The organism is Sphingobium sp. B8D3B (assembly GCF_025961875.1).
In the GTDB taxonomy this organism is placed as follows: Bacteria; Pseudomonadota; Alphaproteobacteria; order Sphingomonadales; family Sphingomonadaceae; genus Sphingobium.
Genome location: NZ_JAOQON010000001.1, coordinates 1,685,724 through 1,701,723 on the forward strand (window position 1 = coordinate 1,685,724; position 16,000 = coordinate 1,701,723).

18 protein-coding genes are annotated in these 16,000 nt (G+C 59.4%); 6 read left to right on the top strand and 12 right to left on the bottom strand.

Annotated features, from left to right (window positions below; all coding sequences use genetic code 11):
• The first annotated feature begins 13 nt into the window (after window positions 1-13).
• Window positions 14-739, top strand: a complete 726-nt coding sequence (locus tag M2343_RS07910; protein WP_264576221.1) for an SDR family NAD(P)-dependent oxidoreductase — start codon at window positions 14-16, stop codon at window positions 737-739.
• A 259-nt stretch (window positions 740-998) separates the two neighbouring features.
• On the opposite strand, the gene dnaJ is transcribed toward M2343_RS07910, so the two are convergent.
• Both dnaJ and dnaK read right to left on the bottom strand, forming a co-directional pair.
• Entirely contained in the window at window positions 999-2,126 is a 1,128-nt protein-coding gene (gene dnaJ / locus M2343_RS07915) for a molecular chaperone DnaJ (RefSeq protein ID WP_264576222.1), read from the bottom strand.
• Window positions 2,127-2,197: 71 nt separating this feature from the next.
• Window positions 2,198-4,105 (bottom strand): molecular chaperone DnaK, encoded by a 1,908-nt coding sequence (gene dnaK, locus M2343_RS07920; protein ID WP_181559100.1) that lies wholly within the window; start codon window positions 4,103-4,105, stop codon window positions 2,198-2,200.
• A 283-nt stretch (window positions 4,106-4,388) separates the two neighbouring features.
• Here dnaK and M2343_RS07925 point away from each other — a divergent pair, with 283 nt between their 5' ends.
• On the top strand, window positions 4,389-4,862 hold the full coding sequence (locus M2343_RS07925; RefSeq protein WP_264576223.1) for a copper chaperone PCu(A)C: 474 nt from the start codon (window positions 4,389-4,391) through the stop codon (window positions 4,860-4,862).
• 212 nt (window positions 4,863-5,074) lie between these two features.
• The gene (locus tag M2343_RS07930) at window positions 5,075-6,388 is read left to right on the top strand and encodes a glycosyltransferase family 4 protein (RefSeq protein ID WP_264576224.1); all 1,314 of its coding nucleotides are present in this window, start codon (window positions 5,075-5,077) and stop codon (window positions 6,386-6,388) included.
• A gap of 369 nt (window positions 6,389-6,757) precedes the next feature.
• Here M2343_RS07930 and M2343_RS07935 read toward each other — a convergent pair whose 3' ends face one another.
• The 7 genes from M2343_RS07935 to M2343_RS07965 form a co-directional block, all read right to left on the bottom strand.
• Window positions 6,758-7,888: a tyrosine-type recombinase/integrase gene (locus tag M2343_RS07935; RefSeq protein WP_264576225.1), complete on the bottom strand. Its 1,131-nt coding sequence runs from the start codon at window positions 7,886-7,888 to the stop codon at window positions 6,758-6,760.
• 193 nt (window positions 7,889-8,081) lie between these two features.
• Window positions 8,082-8,351: a DUF2312 domain-containing protein gene (locus M2343_RS07940; protein ID WP_264576226.1), complete on the bottom strand. Its 270-nt coding sequence runs from the start codon at window positions 8,349-8,351 to the stop codon at window positions 8,082-8,084.
• Between the two features lie 27 nt (window positions 8,352-8,378).
• Complete coding sequence (locus tag M2343_RS07945; RefSeq protein ID WP_264576227.1) at window positions 8,379-8,825, bottom strand: hypothetical protein; 447 nt, start codon at window positions 8,823-8,825, stop codon at window positions 8,379-8,381.
• 110 nt (window positions 8,826-8,935) lie between these two features.
• The gene (locus M2343_RS07950) at window positions 8,936-9,325 is read right to left on the bottom strand and encodes an ogr/Delta-like zinc finger family protein (protein WP_264576228.1); all 390 of its coding nucleotides are present in this window, start codon (window positions 9,323-9,325) and stop codon (window positions 8,936-8,938) included.
• Window positions 9,303-9,788, bottom strand: a complete 486-nt coding sequence (locus tag M2343_RS07955) for a hypothetical protein (RefSeq protein WP_264576229.1) — start codon at window positions 9,786-9,788, stop codon at window positions 9,303-9,305. The genes M2343_RS07950 and M2343_RS07955 overlap by 23 nt, the downstream gene beginning before the upstream one ends.
• Window positions 9,785-10,087 carry a hypothetical protein gene (locus M2343_RS07960; protein WP_264576230.1) on the bottom strand — a complete coding sequence of 101 codons (303 nt, stop codon included), beginning with the start codon at window positions 10,085-10,087 and terminating at the stop codon, window positions 9,785-9,787. Before M2343_RS07960 ends, M2343_RS07955 begins: the two co-directional genes overlap by 4 nt.
• Window positions 10,084-10,422, bottom strand: a complete 339-nt coding sequence (locus M2343_RS07965) for a helix-turn-helix domain-containing protein (protein WP_264603875.1) — start codon at window positions 10,420-10,422, stop codon at window positions 10,084-10,086. Before M2343_RS07965 ends, M2343_RS07960 begins: the two co-directional genes overlap by 4 nt.
• Window positions 10,423-10,507: 85 nt before the next feature.
• On the opposite strand from M2343_RS07965, the gene M2343_RS07970 reads away from it, so the two are divergent.
• Entirely contained in the window at window positions 10,508-10,837 is a 330-nt protein-coding gene (locus M2343_RS07970; RefSeq protein ID WP_264576231.1) for a helix-turn-helix domain-containing protein, read from the top strand.
• Between the two features lie 179 nt (window positions 10,838-11,016).
• Here the strand turns inward: M2343_RS07970 and M2343_RS07975 are convergent, their stop codons facing one another.
• Window positions 11,017-11,478, bottom strand: coding sequence for a hypothetical protein (locus M2343_RS07975; protein WP_264576232.1), 462 nt, complete (start codon window positions 11,476-11,478; stop codon window positions 11,017-11,019).
• Window positions 11,479-12,702: 1,224 nt separating this feature from the next.
• On the opposite strand from M2343_RS07975, the gene M2343_RS07980 reads away from it, so the two are divergent.
• Window positions 12,703-13,116 carry a hypothetical protein gene (locus tag M2343_RS07980; protein ID WP_264576233.1) on the top strand — a complete coding sequence of 138 codons (414 nt, stop codon included), beginning with the start codon at window positions 12,703-12,705 and terminating at the stop codon, window positions 13,114-13,116.
• Window positions 13,117-13,740: 624 nt separating this feature from the next.
• On the opposite strand, the gene M2343_RS07985 is transcribed toward M2343_RS07980, so the two are convergent.
• Window positions 13,741-14,160 carry a hypothetical protein gene (locus M2343_RS07985; protein ID WP_264576234.1) on the bottom strand — a complete coding sequence of 140 codons (420 nt, stop codon included), beginning with the start codon at window positions 14,158-14,160 and terminating at the stop codon, window positions 13,741-13,743.
• A 207-nt stretch (window positions 14,161-14,367) separates the two neighbouring features.
• The gene (locus tag M2343_RS07990) at window positions 14,368-14,844 is read right to left on the bottom strand and encodes a type II toxin-antitoxin system HicB family antitoxin (protein ID WP_264576235.1); all 477 of its coding nucleotides are present in this window, start codon (window positions 14,842-14,844) and stop codon (window positions 14,368-14,370) included.
• 158 nt (window positions 14,845-15,002) lie between these two features.
• On the opposite strand from M2343_RS07990, the gene M2343_RS07995 reads away from it, so the two are divergent.
• Window positions 15,003-15,983: a transferrin-binding protein-like solute binding protein gene (locus tag M2343_RS07995; protein WP_264576236.1), complete on the top strand. Its 981-nt coding sequence runs from the start codon at window positions 15,003-15,005 to the stop codon at window positions 15,981-15,983.
• Window positions 15,984-16,000 lie beyond the last annotated feature (17 nt).

Below are 16,000 nucleotides of genomic sequence, written 5' to 3' on the forward strand. Positions count from 1 at the left end.
GAGCGGAGACAGCATGACCGATACGACCGACAACCGGCCCCTGGCCGGGCGCCTTGCCCTCGTCACCGGCGCCAGCCGGGGCATCGGCGCGGCCACCGCCATCGAACTCGCGCGCGATGGCGCGCATGTGGTTCTGGTCGCGCGGTCCGTGCCGGATCTTGAAGCGGTGGAAGAACAGATCCACACCGCCGGTGGCAGCGCCACCATCGCCCCGCTCGACCTGACCGACGGGGAGAGCATCGGGCGCCTGGCCACGGCGATCAGCGGGCGCTGGGAAGCGCTCGACGTGCTGGTGCTCAATGCTGCCACGCTGGGCACGCTTGCCGCCGTGACCGCCATCGACACCAAGGAATTTGCCCGGCAGCTCACGCTCAACATCGCCTCGACTCAGGCGTTGATCGCGGCCTTCGATCCCATGCTGCGGAAGAGCGCGGACGCGCGCGTGGTGGCCCTCTCCACCGGCGTCGCGACGGCGCCACGCGCTTATTGGGGCGCCTATGGCGCATCCAAGGCGGCGCAAGACGTGCTGGTGAGCGCCTATGGGCAGGAAGTCACCAAGATCTCCAAGGTCCGCACTCACATCGTCAACCCCGGCCCCACCCGCACCACCATGCGCGCACGCGCCTATCCGGGCGAAGACCCGGCAACGCTCAAGACACGGGACGTGGTCGGTCGTGCGATTGCCGATCTGGTGGTCAGCGATGCGGCCGACGGCACGCGGGTCGATCTGCCGCGGTAAGAGTGGCGGCCGGCGTTTAGGGCCGGGCTTACTCGATCAACGATTTGGGGCAGTGCTTTTGCGCCCTGGGCTCCTGCCTGCGCAGGAGCACAAGGTGGTGTGGAGCATCACCGCGTGGACGTTTGATCGGGCGTACAAGTGAGCCGTTAAGCCCAAGCTGTGCTCCTGCGCAGGCAGGAGCCTAGGGCAGCAGAGCTCCACGACGGCGGATTGACCAGCGCTTTGACAAGCGCTCCGACAATCCCGCCACCCGCTCAGATCACTCCGTCAGATCGCTCCACACGTTCTTGATCTTGCTGAAAAACCCGCTCGACTGCGGACATTCCTCGCCGGTCTCGGTGGCGCGAAATTCCTCCAGCAGTTCCTTCTGCCGGGCCGAGAGCTTGGTGGGCGTTTCCACTTCGATCTGGATGACGAGATCGCCCCGGCCGCGTGCGTTCAGTACCGGCATTCCGGCGCCGCGCTGGCGCAGTTGCTTGCCGGACTGGATGCCGGCGGGAATGCGGATTTCATGATCCTCGCCGTCCAGGCCGGGCACCTCGATGGTGCCGCCCAAGGCCGCGAGCGTGAAGCTGATCGGCACGCGGCAGAACAGGTTGGTGCCGTCCCGCTCGAAAATCTGGTGCCGCTTCACATGCAGGAAGATGTAGAGATCGCCCGCCGGCGCGCCGCGCGGTCCGGCCTCGCCTTGCCCGGTGAGGCGAATGCGCGTGCCTTCATCGACGCCGGCCGGCACCTTCACGTCCAGCGAACGGCGCTTGTCCACGCGCCCCTCGCCGCGGCAGGCGCGACAGGGTGATTTGATCCGCTGGCCCGCGCCATGGCAGCTCGGGCAGGTCCGCTCGATGACGAAGAAGCCCTGCTGCGCCCGCACCTTGCCGTGGCCACCGCAGGTCGGACAGCTTTCCACGCTGGTGCCAGGCTCAGCGCCGCTACCCTCGCAGGCGTCGCACTGGGTGGAAACATCGATCTCGATGGTCGTGTCGCGGCCATGGAAGGCGTCTTCCAGCGAGATTTCCATGTCGTAGCGCAGGTCCGCGCCGCGCCGCGTCTGTTGACGGCCACCGCCGCCAAAACCATCGCCGAAGATCGTCTCGAAAATATCGGAGAAATCGGAGAAGCCGGCCTGTCCGCCGCGTCCGCCGCCCATGCCGCCCTGCTCGAAGGCGGCGTGGCCGAAGCGATCATAAGCCGCGCGCTTTTGCTCGTCCTTCAGGCAGTCATAGGCTTCGTTGATCGCCTTGAACTTGGCTTCGCTCTCCTTGCAGCCCGGATTGCGATCCGGATGACACTGCATGGCCAGCTTGCGATAGGCCGACTTGATCGTCGCGCCATCCGCTGTCCGCTCGACTTCGAGCAGCTCGTAATAATCGATTTTGCTACTCATGCCCCGCAGCAGTCCCAAGCAATCGCCCGGCCGGCCAGTTCATGGGCCGGCCGGGCGTCATTTCCGTTCAATCAGGCTTTGTTGTCTTCGTCGACTTCCGAGAACTCGGCGTCGACGACGTCATCATCAGCCTTCTGGGCCGTGCCTTCGGCGCCCGGAGACGCGGCCGCAGCCTGCTCCTTTTCGTAGATCGCCTGGCCGAGTTTCATGGAGACCTGTGCCAGTTCCTGGGTCTTGGTCTTCATCGCCTCGACATCGCCGCCCTCGACCGCGCTCTTGGCCGCGGTGACAGCCGCCTCGATCTCACCCTTGAGCGCCTCGTCCACCTTGTCACCATGCTCGGCGAGTTGGCGCTCCGTGGTGTGGATCAGGCTCTCGGCGTTGTTCTTCGCCTCGGCGCCCTCACGACGCTTCTTGTCTTCCTCGGCAAAGCGCTCGGCATCCTTGACCATCTGGTCGATGTCGGAATCGCTCAGACCGCCAGACGCCTGGATCTTGATCTGCTGCTCCTTGCCGGTGCCCTTGTCCTTGGCCGAGACGTTCACGATGCCGTTGGCGTCGATGTCGAACGTGACCTCGATCTGCGGCACGCCGCGCGGTGCCGGCGGAATGCCGACCAGATCGAACTGGCCGAGCAGCTTGTTGTCCGCCGCCATTTCACGCTCGCCCTGGAAGACGCGGATGGTCACTGCCTGCTGATTGTCATCAGCCGTCGAGTAGACCTGGCTCTTCTTGGCCGGGATCGTGGTGTTACGGTCGATCATGCGGGTGAACACGCCACCCAGCGTCTCGATGCCCAGCGACAGCGGCGTCACGTCGAGCAGCAGCACGTCCTTGACGTCACCCTGCAGCACGCCGGCCTGAATAGCGGCGCCCATGGCGACCACTTCATCCGGGTTGACGCCGGTGTGCGGCTCCTTGCCGAAGAACTCCTTCACCACTTCGCGCACGCGGGGCATGCGGGTCATGCCGCCGACGAGCACGACGTCGCTGATCTCGCTGGAGGAGACGCCTGCGTCCGCGATCGCCTTCTTGCAGGGCTCGAGCGTGCGCTTGATGAGCGCCTCGACCAGCCGCTCAAGGTCGGCACGGGTGATGGTCTTGACCAGGTGCTTGGGACCAGTCGCATCGGCGGTGATGAACGGCAGGTTCACTTCCGTCGTCTGCGCGCTGGAGAGCTCGATCTTGGCCTTCTCGGCGGCTTCCTTCAGGCGCTGCAGGGCCAGCTTGTCGCCGCGCAGGTCGATGCCTTCGTCCTTCTTGAAGCCGTCAGCGAGATATTCGACGATCTTGGAGTCGAAGTCCTCACCGCCGAGGAAGGTATCGCCGTTGGTCGACTTCACCTCGAACACGCCATCGCCGATCTCGAGGATCGAGATGTCGAAGGTACCGCCGCCAAGGTCGTAGACCGCGATGGTCTTGCCTTCGCTCTTCTCAAGCCCGTAAGCGAGCGCGGCCGCGGTCGGCTCGTTGATGATGCGCAGCACTTCAAGGCCCGCAATCTGGCCGGCGTCCTTGGTCGCCTGGCGCTGCGCGTCGTTGAAGTAGGCCGGCACGGTGATGACCGCCTGCGTCACGGTCTCACCGAGATAGCTCTCGGCGGTTTCCTTCATCTTCTGCAGGATGAAGGCGGAAATCTGCGAGGGGCTGTAGTCCTGCCCGCCAGCATTCACCCAAGCGTCGCCATTGGGACCCTTGGCAATGTTGTAGGGGACCAGCTCCATGTCCTTCTTGGTCAGCGGATCGTCGAACCGGCGACCGATCAGGCGCTTGACGGCATACACGGTGTTGTCCGGATTGGTCACGGCCTGACGCTTGGCCGGCTGGCCAATGAGCCGCTCGCCATCCTTGGCGAATGCCACGATGGAGGGCGTGGTGCGCGCGCCTTCCGCATTCTCGATCACTTTCGGCTTGCCGCCGTCCATCACGGCGACGCAGCTGTTCGTGGTGCCGAGATCAATACCGATAACCTTAGCCATATTTGCCCTCTTGTACCCCATGTGTAGTTGAGCGCCCGGAATTGGGCCGCTGCCGGGGCGGCTCCGCACTCAGGCCGAAACCACCCCGTTGACCGCGCCGATATAGGAGGGTGTTTTCGCGCAACAAGTCCCGAGATGATTTAGCTGACCCAAGCGCGCACGGCAGGCCCGGCCGGGGCAGGTCAGGAGATGCTCGCCCGAGCAAGCCGGCCCTGTTTTGCTTGGCGGCGTAGATCACCGGGTCTAAAGCCCGGCGAGATAACAAACCTCCTGGAGACCGCACATGCACAAGCCCTCCTCGCTCCTCGTCGCAGCCGCGATGCTGGCGACGCTCGGTGCGTGCAGCGACCCGCCGCCGCTGGATGTCGATGGCGGCTTCCTGCGCCTCAACCCCAATCCCAATGCCCCCTCTGCGGCCTATTTCACGATCCACGGCGGCGCCGACGATGTCGTGCTGCGCGACGTGCTGACCGACGAAGCCGTGCGTGTGGAAATTCACGAGAGCAGCACCAAGGACGGCGTCGCCTCCATGCGCCCAGTGAAGACCGTGGACGTGCCCGCCGGTGCGACAGTGAAGTTTGAGCCGGGCGGCAAGCACCTCATGCTGTGGTCCATCAACCCGCAGGCGCTTGCGGACAAGAAGATGACGTTCACCTTCATCTTCTCCAACGGCCAGCGCATTCTCGCCGACGCCATCGTGCAACAGCCGGACACGGAGGGCGCGATGACCGGCATGGAAGACCATAGCGGCCACTGAGCCGGGCTTAGCCTGTCCAGGCATATGATGGGGAGATGGGCATGACGGCCCTGCGATAGTGGGCGCAGGCACGGACTGAACGTGCGCCCCGTGTGATAGCGAAACGATCTCCGATATTAGAACGGATTTAATACTTGCCGGGTTAGAGACTTGCTGCCGCGCGCGCCCGCTTTATGGGGCGGCTGGGCGGAGAAATGTGGTGGGGTCGGTTGATGGAAGACGTGGCAAGCAAACCATTGGGCGGCTTGCTCCTTATCTTGCCCCTTCTCGTTCATCAGTACGAAGGCGATGTCTTCATTGAGCAACAGGCGGCGAATGGCCTGCACCAGTGGATTCGCCATTTCGGCCAGATGACATTGTGCGTGAAGGTCGTGAACGCTCCCCCTCCTGCGGACAGCGTCTCGATCGCAGGGCTTGGCTTGGGACCAAATCTTGCCGTTGAGCTGACGCCGCGAGCGTGGACGCCGCTTTCCTTTGCCAAGGCCTATCCAGAGATGCGTGCCAAATTGTCGCGCCTGATCGACAGCCACGCGTTCCTCCATTGTGCCCTTGGCGGGGCATGGGGAGACTGGGCCGCCGTTGCGGCGCTGATGGCCGCTCGCCGAGGACGGAAGGTCGCCGTGTGGACGGACAGGGTCGAGTCGGAAGTCATGCGCATCGACGCCCTCAGAGCGTCGGGCGTCCGGCGCTTTGTCAGGCTTGTGAATGCGGGCCTCGCGCGACGCCTGGAGCGTCGCGCGATTGGTTCGGCAGCGCTTGGCCTGTTTCACGGCAATGATTGCTACCAGACTTATCGTGGGTTCAATGCCAATTCGTTTCTTGTGCACGACATCCATTTGAAGCCGCACGACAAAATCTCGGACGAGAGCCTGATCCGCAAAATACGCGACATCGAGCACGGCCCTCTGCGTCTGATCTACATTGGGCGGTTTCACCCCGATAAAGGTGTCATGGACTGGATAGAAACGCTCCGTCTCGTCAAAGAGGCCGGGGTTGTGTTTCGTGCCCAGTGGTTTGGCGATGGCCCGCAACGGGAAGAGGCACGCGCAAAAGTGCTGGCGCAAGGGCTTGAAGAACAGATCGAATTCCCCGGCCTCCTTGTCGATCGATCGGAGCTGCTGGATAAGTTGCGCGCGGCGCATCTGATGCCGTTTTGTCACCTGACGCCTGAATCTCCGCGAAACCTGATCGAGGCGCTGGCGTCCGGAACACCCATAGTCGGTTATGAGTCCGCGTATCCTCAGGATTTGATTTCCGGCCACGGTGGCGGCGTGCTCACCCCCATGGATCCTCAGGCTTTAGCGGCTGAACTGGTCCGGCTGGGGCGTGATCGGGCTGCCCTCGCGGAGTTGATCGGCCGGGCGGCTCAGGATGGTGCGCACATGAACGACGAAGCCGTGTTCGCTCATCGGGCATCGCTGATGAAGCTATATTGTCGAGCCGAACCTCGGGGCGTCGAAGCTCCTATCAGCGGGACGGGCCTTGAAGGCGCGCGTCGTGACAGCGATTTCAAACCCTGCGCTTAGTCTGGCCGGATAGAGGCGACCGACGGCCTGCCCCCGAGCATGTGACAAGTGCCATCGAAAATCACTCCCAAGCTATCCTTGGCCAGGGGCAAGGTTCTGATCGTCGTCGATGTAGGCGCGAAGATTGGCGCCGCGTGTATTTGGCTTAGAGCCCGCAAACCGGCGTGAAATGCTGTACCGATCAGCCCACGGAAGAGACCTTTGTTTTGGGTCTGCCCCGGAAAAACAGTTTTTCATTCGCTCGGAAATGTGCATTAAAAACCCTTGAAATCAGGGCATTTAATGGTGGGCGCGGCAAGGATTGAACTTGCGACCCCACCCGTGTGAAGGTGACGAGGCTGTTTTTGTAAGTCTCTGGTTTATTTGGCATTATTTTGCCCCCTTCTTCTTTTTTGTACGCGCTTTGTACGAAAAGTCCCTTTGGGCCAGGGACAGGCCGGTGGCGGCTTCGGCTTGCGCGAGGCCGCGATAGAAGGCGCCGTGGATCTTGCTCACGGTCTCTTCTGCGTGGGTGTAGGTGCGTTTCATCAGCGCTGTGTCTGACCAGCCCCCGTAGGCGCCCGCTGCCTTCTCATCGATCTGCTGGCGGACGTTCATCTCCTGCCCGAAGCCGTGACGGCCCGCTGCGTGGAACGGAATGACGGGGATGCCGGCAGCTTCGCAGGCTTTCACCCAGCCCTTGCGCGGACTGGATCGGTCTGCAAAACCGAAGAGCCGCAGGTTCTCTGGCTTGCGAGCGGCGCCACGGGGATAGCGGCGCGGCAACGAGGCCAATTCCGCCACCAGCTCGGCGGGCACTTCCAGCCAGCGATCATCATGGCCCTTGGCGCCGGGAATACAGATCTGGTTCTCATCGAAGCGGCAATGCTTGTCAGGATGCATGGCAATCGCCTGACTGATGCGCGCGCCGGTCACGAACATGGTGAGGGCCAACGCTGCATGACGCTCGCCGGCATATTCACGGAATTTGAGCAGCCATTCCCAGCTCCCCGGTTCCTTCTTGACGCGGCTGAGCTTGCCGCGCCTGCGGTCCTGCCGGATGCGGTCCTGCTTGCTGTAGCCCTTGACGTGAAACAGGTCGCCGCTGTCGGCATCCCGAAAATTGTTGATGACCGCGCGCACCGGCGTGATGACCTGCCGCGTCCAAGTGTCCGTCGAGGCATTGGGGTACAGCCTGGGCGCCAGATCTCGCACGTCTTTGGGCGAGATGTCGCATACCAGGCGGGCGCCCCATAGTTCCGTAATGGGTATGAGGTAGCGCGCTGTATTCGCATTGGCCGGATACATCATCACGGCTTCGGCGAAGGTCAGCAGCCGGCTCGCCCCGACGAGGTGCTCGGCTATCCGCCGCTCTTCCTCGTCCCGGCACCATGCCCACGCGCCCGCTTCTTCAGAAGCTCCAGTGCTGCATCGGTAATATTCGGTGATGGGCTTGCCGAGATATTCGACACGACCCTTGGCCCACCAGGTCGGGCCTCGGCGATACGGCTCGATCGGCAACGTGCTTCTCCGAGAATGAGATCAATATGTGCGGGGGTGATGAACACGGCGCGGCCGATGCGGTGGCAGGCGCCAAGCCGGTTGGCCCGATCCCGCAAGGCGCGCTCCGAGACCTCGAACCCCCGCGCAGCCAGCTCCTCGATCCACGCGGCAGGCGAGCGGGCGCGGTCCAGAATGACGGAACCCGTTTCCATCACCGGCGCCCATCAAAGCCGGCGAACATGTCGTCCATGCCGAGCGCTGCGAGATAGGCCTGGAGGACCGCCTCCATCTCCTGCCGATCCTGCGCCGGAAGCTTCCGCAACCGGATGACCTGGCGCATGATCTTCACGTCGTAGCCGGTGGCCTTGGCCTCGCCGAACACGTCCCTGATGTCGTCCGCGATGCCCTTCTTCTCTTCCTCAAGGCGCTCGACGCGCTCGATGAGAAGCCGCAATTGCTCAGCGGCGATATTGTCAGCCATGTTTGAGGTCTCCCTTTTCGGGGCAGCTCACGCCGCCAGCCCCAGCGTGCCGGGCCGCTCCGCGAGCGCCGCGTAGATTTCCACTTGGCGCGCGAGGCGCACGGCCTCGGCCGGGGTGAAGGTGCCGCCGATCAGGATGGCGACACGATAGGTGCCGTCCGCCTGCCGCTGCAGATGAATGTTCGGCTCGATGGCCGGCCCCGGCACCGCGACATCGCAGCCCATGGTCAGCGCCATCTCCCGCGCCTCGATGGAGGGCGCCAGCAGATCGTCATCCTCACCGGCGGCGGGGATAACGGCGATGGTGCGCGGGGCACAATCGGGGCAGAGGACGCCGCCGACATCGCCGAAGGTCCACCCATCCGGCAGCACTTCATTGGGGCGGTTCTCTTGCCGGGCGCAGGCGAGGCAGAATGAGATGAAGGGGCCGCGCGTTGGCAGGGCCGTTGGCTGGGGCGTCGTCTTGGCAGGCATCGGGGCATTCCTTTCAGACAAAGAGGACCGTTCCGAATTTGAAATTCAGTCTTTAAACATCTGATATTTTTGCGGATTTTAGAGCATCGTGGATGCCGATCCCGACCGGCTTAGCCCGAGGGCCTCCTGCCGATGGGATCATTGGCCGGCGCGCTGCTCACGACATCGATGCCGTCGAACAGGGAGGCCTGCCCGAAAGCGTGGCCCGGCGGCTTGACCTCGCGGTAGTGTGGCGGCCGGAATTCCGGCGACACGCCCGAAGGCGAGATGATCTCTTCCACCTGCAGCGCGGCGCGCCAGCGCATCGAGCATTTGAAGTTCGAGCACAGATAGTAGAGCTGGCGCAGCGTTGGGGTAATCTCCTCGGACGTGCGCACCATGGCCCGCTCGTTGCAGACCGGGCAGCGCACGATGGGGAGCCGCCGCTTCTCACCCCGGCTGACCGCAGCCTGAGAGCCGGGATCAATTTGGCCAAGATCAATTTGGATGGCCTGATTCACGCCCTGTCCCCCCATTGCCGGAGACGCGCAGCCGATTGGCCACGCCGGTGAGGGCTTCGATGCCCTCCTCAATCTCACGGAGTGCATTTTCGACGGAACCCGCATCCCGTCCCCTCTCGATGGCGGCCAGCGCGGCACCCACCGCCTCGCCCGTCTCCTTCGCGGCTTTGCCGGCGGCCGCGATCATCTCGCCGGTGGACGAGCCGCCGGTTTCGTCGCCCATCTCAAGCTGCAGCTCATAGCATTCGAGAAAGGGCCGCCCGTAGCCACCCGCGCGCAGATAGGCGAGATCGAGGCGACGGGCCTTTTGCAGGCTGATCTCGCGCTCGGCATCCGGGTCAGACAGCTTGCGCACCCAATTCTCGGAGCAGCCGAGAAGCTGCGCGCAGCCATCATAGCCGATCAGCTCCGCGACCCGGCACAGCGCGCGCTCGAAGGTAAGCGGCCGGCGCTCCTTGGTCACTGGCCGTCCTCCGTCACGAGAAGGATCGTGCCCGGCAGCGTGGGATGACCGCCGGGCACGGCTTGAGAGGGGCCACAGCCAGGACAGTTTGTCCCCCTGCCCCGCTGGCTTTCCTCAAGGGCACGTTCCAGATTTGCGATGCGGAGGTTCTTGGCGGCGATCGTGAGATCGCGATAAGCAACATTGGCGCGCAGATCCGCGATCATGTCTTTGACCGCGGGGATCAGGCTGTGCAGCCCTGCAACGATGGACAGGATGGTGAGGCCCAGGCTCAGGGCAATGATGGCGGTCACGCTCATGCCGCCTCCGGTCTGCGGTCAAAAACCGGCATTCGATTGGACTGGCGGACGAGGTCGAGCCCGGTAAGAATCGGCTCGCAGTCGTCGGATGGCTCTGCATCCGTGGGGGACGCTGAATGATCGCGAGGATAAATATCGGGGCGAAGATCGTGACGGGAAACGCCGGTGGCCGCTTCTACACGGAGCACATATTCGGCGGGGAGCCGCTTCGACGACCGCGTCCACTTCCACACGCTCGGTTGTTTTAGTTCGCAAAGCCGAGCCATTGCGGACTGGCCGCCCAACATTTCGATCGCAGTCATCAGCGCTTCGAAGGGGGTCGTTGTCGTGATCATTCCGCTGGATATAGATCAATCTATAGAACGGTCAATAGACAAATCTAACTGTGCGCTTATAGCCAGTTCTATATGGTGTCAGTCCATGGATCTAGGCCGGCGACTTAGCGATCGGATAAATGATGTCGGTCTATCTCAGGCCGAGTTAGCGCGGCGCATTGGCATCAAGCAACCCAGCATCAACTATTTGATTTCGCGGGGTCCGCAGGGTTCAAAGCACCTTCTGAAGATCGCCCGCGAATTGCAGACTACGCCCGAATATTTGCTGGGCGAAACGGACGATCCGCAAGGTAGCGCTCCGGACAATGTGCTGGCAGATGCCGAGACTCGGGAAATGGCGGAACGCTTTAAGCGTCTCGGCGGGCGGGACCGGCGCGCACTGTTGCAGATCGCACGCTCTCTTGACGGCGGCTAGACGGTCACCGCAACCAAAGACGATCCGAGCCACAGCTAACGGGCACTGGTGAAGCCTCATAAAATTCGAATGTGCTCGAAATCGTCACGGCAGTAATTCAGTCTTTGGCTATAAAAGCTGACTGTCCGGACACGACGACTTCTCGGACGTTCACGGTTGTGACTGGAATGCCGCGGAAGTTAGCTGGTTTGCCGCTGCCTTCTCCAAGGCAGGACGACCAAACTCCACCAGAATAGAGCGGAGCATATTCCTCCGACGAAAAACGCTCCTATGGGGAATAAGTAGTCTTTGTCCTGTTGAACTTTGGCCGGAGCCGCCCCATCCGCAATCAAAATCCAAAGGAGAATAATTACCAGCGCTCCAGCAGTACTCAGCGAAATATGTGCGAAAATGCCGCCGCTGTGCTTGTGTGAGAGCCAGTAGGCTTTGGGAAGTTCGACAAGAATTCCGAGCAGAAATGCGGCTATTGTCGCAACGACGCTGCCGAGGAACCACAAAATAGTGACGACTTCAAGCAGGAACCCATAGCCTCCCTTGAGGTTGAATGGCAAGCTTGTCGTCAAAACGACGATAAGCGCAGAGGATACGCCTGCAAGAAGTGAAGCAAGAAACCCCCGCCACAGTATCGATCGTTTTTTCAAGCATTGCCTACAAGCATCATCGAACTCAGGGGGATTGATAACGGAGATACGTTAAGGGGCTAATTTATTCGGTTGAAATCGACATGGCTTGAATGCTCGAATCCGAAAAGCGGCCCATCTTTAATCCACGACATTCCTGCCATAGGTGTGCCGCTGCAGAGCAGCTGGAAGCTGCCCGGCAGATATACCGGCCACCTTTCACCTAAAAGTTGCCTTTCCGGACACGACAACAAGGCGGGCCTTATTTCCAGCCTTTTAGAAGGCCCGCGTCATTCGGGAACAAGCAAACCATTGATGTCATAGCGGGCTGTTTACCCCAGTAGGGAATGCCATTGCGATTATATCCGAGCCTGCGGCCTAGATAGCCATGACTGGTCGACCAATTCCGCAAGGTTACACCCAATTCCTCAACGCGCGGGCGAAGGAAATTTCGAAGATCGCGTTGGAAACGGCCTATGTGGCTATTGAACTGTACGGTCAGGAAACTGTCTGGAACTTCCGAAAAAATCTCCGGTTTCATACCTTCCGCTACGGCGGCTACATATGCCGCTCTGAATAGGGGCAAATCGCGCTGAACAATTTGGGATCTGATTTCCTTGTGGATCGCGCAGCCTTTGGTAGGGCCAACATCGCCGAAGAATGCTTCCCAGTCCGGCCCTTGTCTATACTCAGACGCAAGCATAGTTCCGAACCAAGCTTGGAAGGCACTGTCCGGAAAATGCGCTACCCGTTCCGATAGTGGGGCCACGCTTTGTGAGGCGGAGGGCGAAGCTAAGCCACCTGTTAATGCAACCAAAGCAATCCATTTTCGAAAAGTTCTCAAGTCCATCCCTCTCCGAAGAGCCTTTGTAGGATCACAGCCTAACTCTCGTAATGTCAGCTAGCCACGCCATTTAAGCCATAGCCGCTGCAAGCCGAGTGCCTCGAAAGCGGACATTCGCAGTTTTCTACGACTTCTTCGGTGTTACAACCGGAACCACTTGCCCGCAGTCGTCCATGAATGATGGTTAACGGTGCAGAGCCGAATGGCAGGAAACAGCAGCATTCTCCAAGAAAGCGGACTATCCGGACACGACTACAAAGTGGAAGTTAGGTGCAGCAAGCTAACGGTCTACGCGCACCCTTCATTCTAAAAAAGCCCATTGGACGCTAAATGAGTATTTAACTTATGGCTGCCTAACTGCCTGAATGGGCCATGGTTGCACATCACTCCGGCGTAGCTTTATGGCATTTGTTATCGCTCCGCCGGCGGGACTCGCAGCGTACCTCGTCATTTATTTACTCGTTGCGTCTATGAAATCAGTGCTCGCCCAATCGGCGTCAGCATTGGCTGGTGCGATGTTCTACTCAATGGTCGCCATCGTCATGGGACCAGTGTTAGCATTTATAGGATTTGCTATTGTAGGTTTCCCAAGTTGGCTTCTTTTGCGGTCCTTGAAGGCAGAGTCAGGATATGCCTATGCGCTAATCGGCTTGGTGGGAGGATGGCATATCCCAGCGGCGAAAATAAATGGTTTCACGCTTTTGGGCGAACCTGTTGCCCTGCACAATGCTTTAGCAGGGTGTTTGGTCATGCTATTCTTTTGGCGCATTGCTCGCGCCAAATCCGAGGCTTGTGAGGACAGCAATGCGAATTGAAGTGGGCGGGCACGACTTGGATTTCTTCGACTGCATAGAAGTCGGCCAAGGCGGTCCAGAAGCGTGCACCTTGAGCATTGATGGGTGGCTCGTGGAGGGCTGCAAATTCGATCCATCTCCGCTGGCATTCGAGGACAAAATACTCATCTAAATGCAGAAAATCACGTTCTTCAAAATCGGGATAAGCTCTGGCTCAACTTGATCCAAGAAATTCTACGGTTAAAACGATCTCCAAAATCCGCGGTTATATGAAGCTGAGGGGTATCGAAGGAAGAACTGTCGAATTCGCTACCACGGCTTGGAGCCAAGCTCGTGCGAGCTACTCTATTCCATGATGTCCGCTTCCCACGCCATTTAAGCCATACAGCCCGCAAACGATGCGCCCCGAAAGCCGCCATTCGCAGTTTTCTGCGAAAAAGGCGGCGTTACAACCGTAACCACTTGCTCCGCAGTAGTCTACGAAAGGTGGTTAACGACTCAGAGCCCAATGACAGAAAATAAGGGGCGCCACCTCCAAAGCGGACTTTCCGGACACGACCCATTGCGGACAACCTGACCGTCAAAACTCGCCCCTAAAAGCGGACCGAACGGATAGTTGACTTGCTTTGGCGAGTTAGCTCAGGTCTAGAACCTTTGCTCTGGCAGAGGAGTGCGTAGCACCTGATCAACAGTTAAAACCGGCCCTTTTGCCGTCGTTGGAAGTTGATCTTCTGTGGTAAGTGGCTTCGCCACAATCCGCGCCAAATGCCCTATCGCTATGCCGCTCATCAGTTGAGTTCCAACGGATGCCCTCATAATGGCGAAGCGCGCATATCCGAGATTCTTTGCTTTGCTGGCGATAGCATAGATCGCGTATGCATAGGCATCTTCAGGAAATTGGTTGCGGTTCACCTTAGACACGCCAAGCAGTGTTCCATCGTTACGCGCCTTAATCTGGACGTTGATCCTCGGTGCAACGTTCATATTTTCAGCAAATGCGGAGTCTGTTGCAAAGGTTGCCCATATGGCGGCTCCCGCAAGAAGCACCTTGTTGTTAAACCGCATATCGCCCCCCCTCAGGTTCACTGAGGCGAAGTAAGTAAGACATCCGGTTTGCACTGCCAAGAACTGATACAGCGGATGGCTTCTTCAGTAGATTTTTATGAAAGCCAACAGTCTGCTAACCACGCCAAACTCGCCGTCCTTGGCTCTTTCACCAGTTCTCGGAAGCGGACAGCGCAGTATTTCAGGTAGCGCGCTCGCCTGAACTGATCAAACCCTCTGCTCGATCACCAATCGCGCAGCCTGCGCCACAAATGCACTGCGCGTGATCCCCTGTTGGCGGGCTGCGGTGTCGATCGCGTCGAGCATGGACTGCTCCATCGTTAGGTTGACGCGCTTCGTCTTCCCGCCATTGCGAATGTGCGGCACCGAAACGAGATAGGCGCCTTCGGCCAGTTCGTCGGCATATCGGGCACGGATATCATCCAGAGAGCTGGGCGCGACGATGTCTTGATCCTCAAACCAAAGCGCAAGGGCATCGACAGCTTGGGGCACAACATCGCCCGCATCATCGACCGCAGAAAAGCAGCCCGGAAGATCCGGAAAAATGACGCCAAAGGCGCTATCGGCGTCCTTCTGCACGAGGGCAAAATAGTGGTTCATATCAAGCCTTCCTTTGGCGGTTTCAAATCCAGCCTGCCGCCTGCAGCGAGTTCGCGGCAAAGGGCGTGTTCGACTGCTCGCCATTTCGAGACCCTCAAGCGCCTCTTAATCTCGGCTAGAAAAAGGCTAGTTGGTGCTGGCGATTTTATCCCCTGCTAAGTGGTTGATGGAGTTGTTAGAACTCAGTCCTAATGTTAACGCGCCGTCGCACAGAAAACGGCCCGACGAGGTAACCTTCCCCAATGCGTCATCACATTTCGTTATCGGCGGCGGCCTGCATTCTCCTGTCGGCTTGCGGTGGTGAAGGTGGTCAACAGCAGACACCGCCAGTCACCGTCCCTCCCGCAGCACCCACCCCTTCGCCGACGCCATCTCCAACGCCGTCGCCAACGCCTTCAGTCTCCTATCCAACATTCACCGATCTGAGTCAGAACTGGGAAATGACCACTCCGTTTGTCGAGGTTCTTACTTATATTGACACCTCTACAGGTAAATTTATCTACACGGAGGCGCGTACTAATTTAAACAACCGGTCAAACGCTATTAGCGTAGCATATACAGGCACCCCAACACATTCTGCCCACGTTATGGATTCATTTAACTCAAATTTTCCTGATTTCAATTCTGAAGATGTCACTTATAATCAATACGGAACAATATTTTTTAACAATCGCGACTCTAACTACATTGGCCATCAGTTAATAATTGGAACTCGCAGAGATCTTTTAACTAAATATACTTGGATAACGAGTTATTCAACTTATTATTACGACCAAGGCGGCTATTCTGGTGGCCAAAGGCGCGTCGATAGCGACAAGTTTCTTTTGACTGGTTATAATACATCGTCTGGAGACGTTCCAAATTCTGGAAAAAAGACTTACGATTGCCGGTTGGACACTACAACGGTCACCTATGATGGCTCTGGCGGAATTGCCGGCGAGGGCTATTTAACGCTCGATTTTGGTCAAAGAACGATCACCGGCAGCATTTACGCTCAACAGATGGCGTGGCTGGCGGGAACGTCTCCCGTGTCTACCACTATAAAGCTATCGGGAACATTCCATCAATCAAACAACAGCTTATCCGGCGGAGTCACGTCTTCTGATAGCTTCAGCGGTGAATTTCACGGTAGTCTTTTCGGGCCGCAGGGCGTTGAGATGCAGATTATCTTCACTATCTCACGCACAGATAAGGGCGCTGCGGGCCGAATTATTTGTAAATGAAGGCACAATGATCTGCG

Coding starts and splice junctions, on each gene's coding strand:
- M2343_RS07995 (WP_264576236.1), top strand. CDS start 15,003: ATGCGTCATCACATTTCGTTATCGGCGGCGGCCTGCATTCTCCTGTCG.
- dnaJ (WP_264576222.1), bottom strand. CDS start 2,126: ATGAGTAGCAAAATCGATTATTACGAGCTGCTCGAAGTCGAGCGGACA.
- M2343_RS07980 (WP_264576233.1), top strand. CDS start 12,703: ATGGCATTTGTTATCGCTCCGCCGGCGGGACTCGCAGCGTACCTCGTC.
- M2343_RS07965 (WP_264603875.1), bottom strand. CDS start 10,422: ATGATCACGACAACGACCCCCTTCGAAGCGCTGATGACTGCGATCGAA.
- M2343_RS07930 (WP_264576224.1), top strand. CDS start 5,075: ATGGAAGACGTGGCAAGCAAACCATTGGGCGGCTTGCTCCTTATCTTG.
- M2343_RS07970 (WP_264576231.1), top strand. CDS start 10,508: ATGGATCTAGGCCGGCGACTTAGCGATCGGATAAATGATGTCGGTCTA.
- M2343_RS07910 (WP_264576221.1), top strand. CDS start 14: ATGACCGATACGACCGACAACCGGCCCCTGGCCGGGCGCCTTGCCCTC.
- M2343_RS07990 (WP_264576235.1), bottom strand. CDS start 14,844: ATGGCGAGCAGTCGAACACGCCCTTTGCCGCGAACTCGCTGCAGGCGG.
- dnaK (WP_181559100.1), bottom strand. CDS start 4,105: ATGGCTAAGGTTATCGGTATTGATCTCGGCACCACGAACAGCTGCGTC.
- M2343_RS07985 (WP_264576234.1), bottom strand. CDS start 14,160: ATGCGGTTTAACAACAAGGTGCTTCTTGCGGGAGCCGCCATATGGGCA.
- M2343_RS07945 (WP_264576227.1), bottom strand. CDS start 8,825: ATGCCTGCCAAGACGACGCCCCAGCCAACGGCCCTGCCAACGCGCGGC.
- M2343_RS07940 (WP_264576226.1), bottom strand. CDS start 8,351: ATGGCTGACAATATCGCCGCTGAGCAATTGCGGCTTCTCATCGAGCGC.
- M2343_RS07960 (WP_264576230.1), bottom strand. CDS start 10,087: ATGAGCGTGACCGCCATCATTGCCCTGAGCCTGGGCCTCACCATCCTG.
- M2343_RS07925 (WP_264576223.1), top strand. CDS start 4,389: ATGCACAAGCCCTCCTCGCTCCTCGTCGCAGCCGCGATGCTGGCGACG.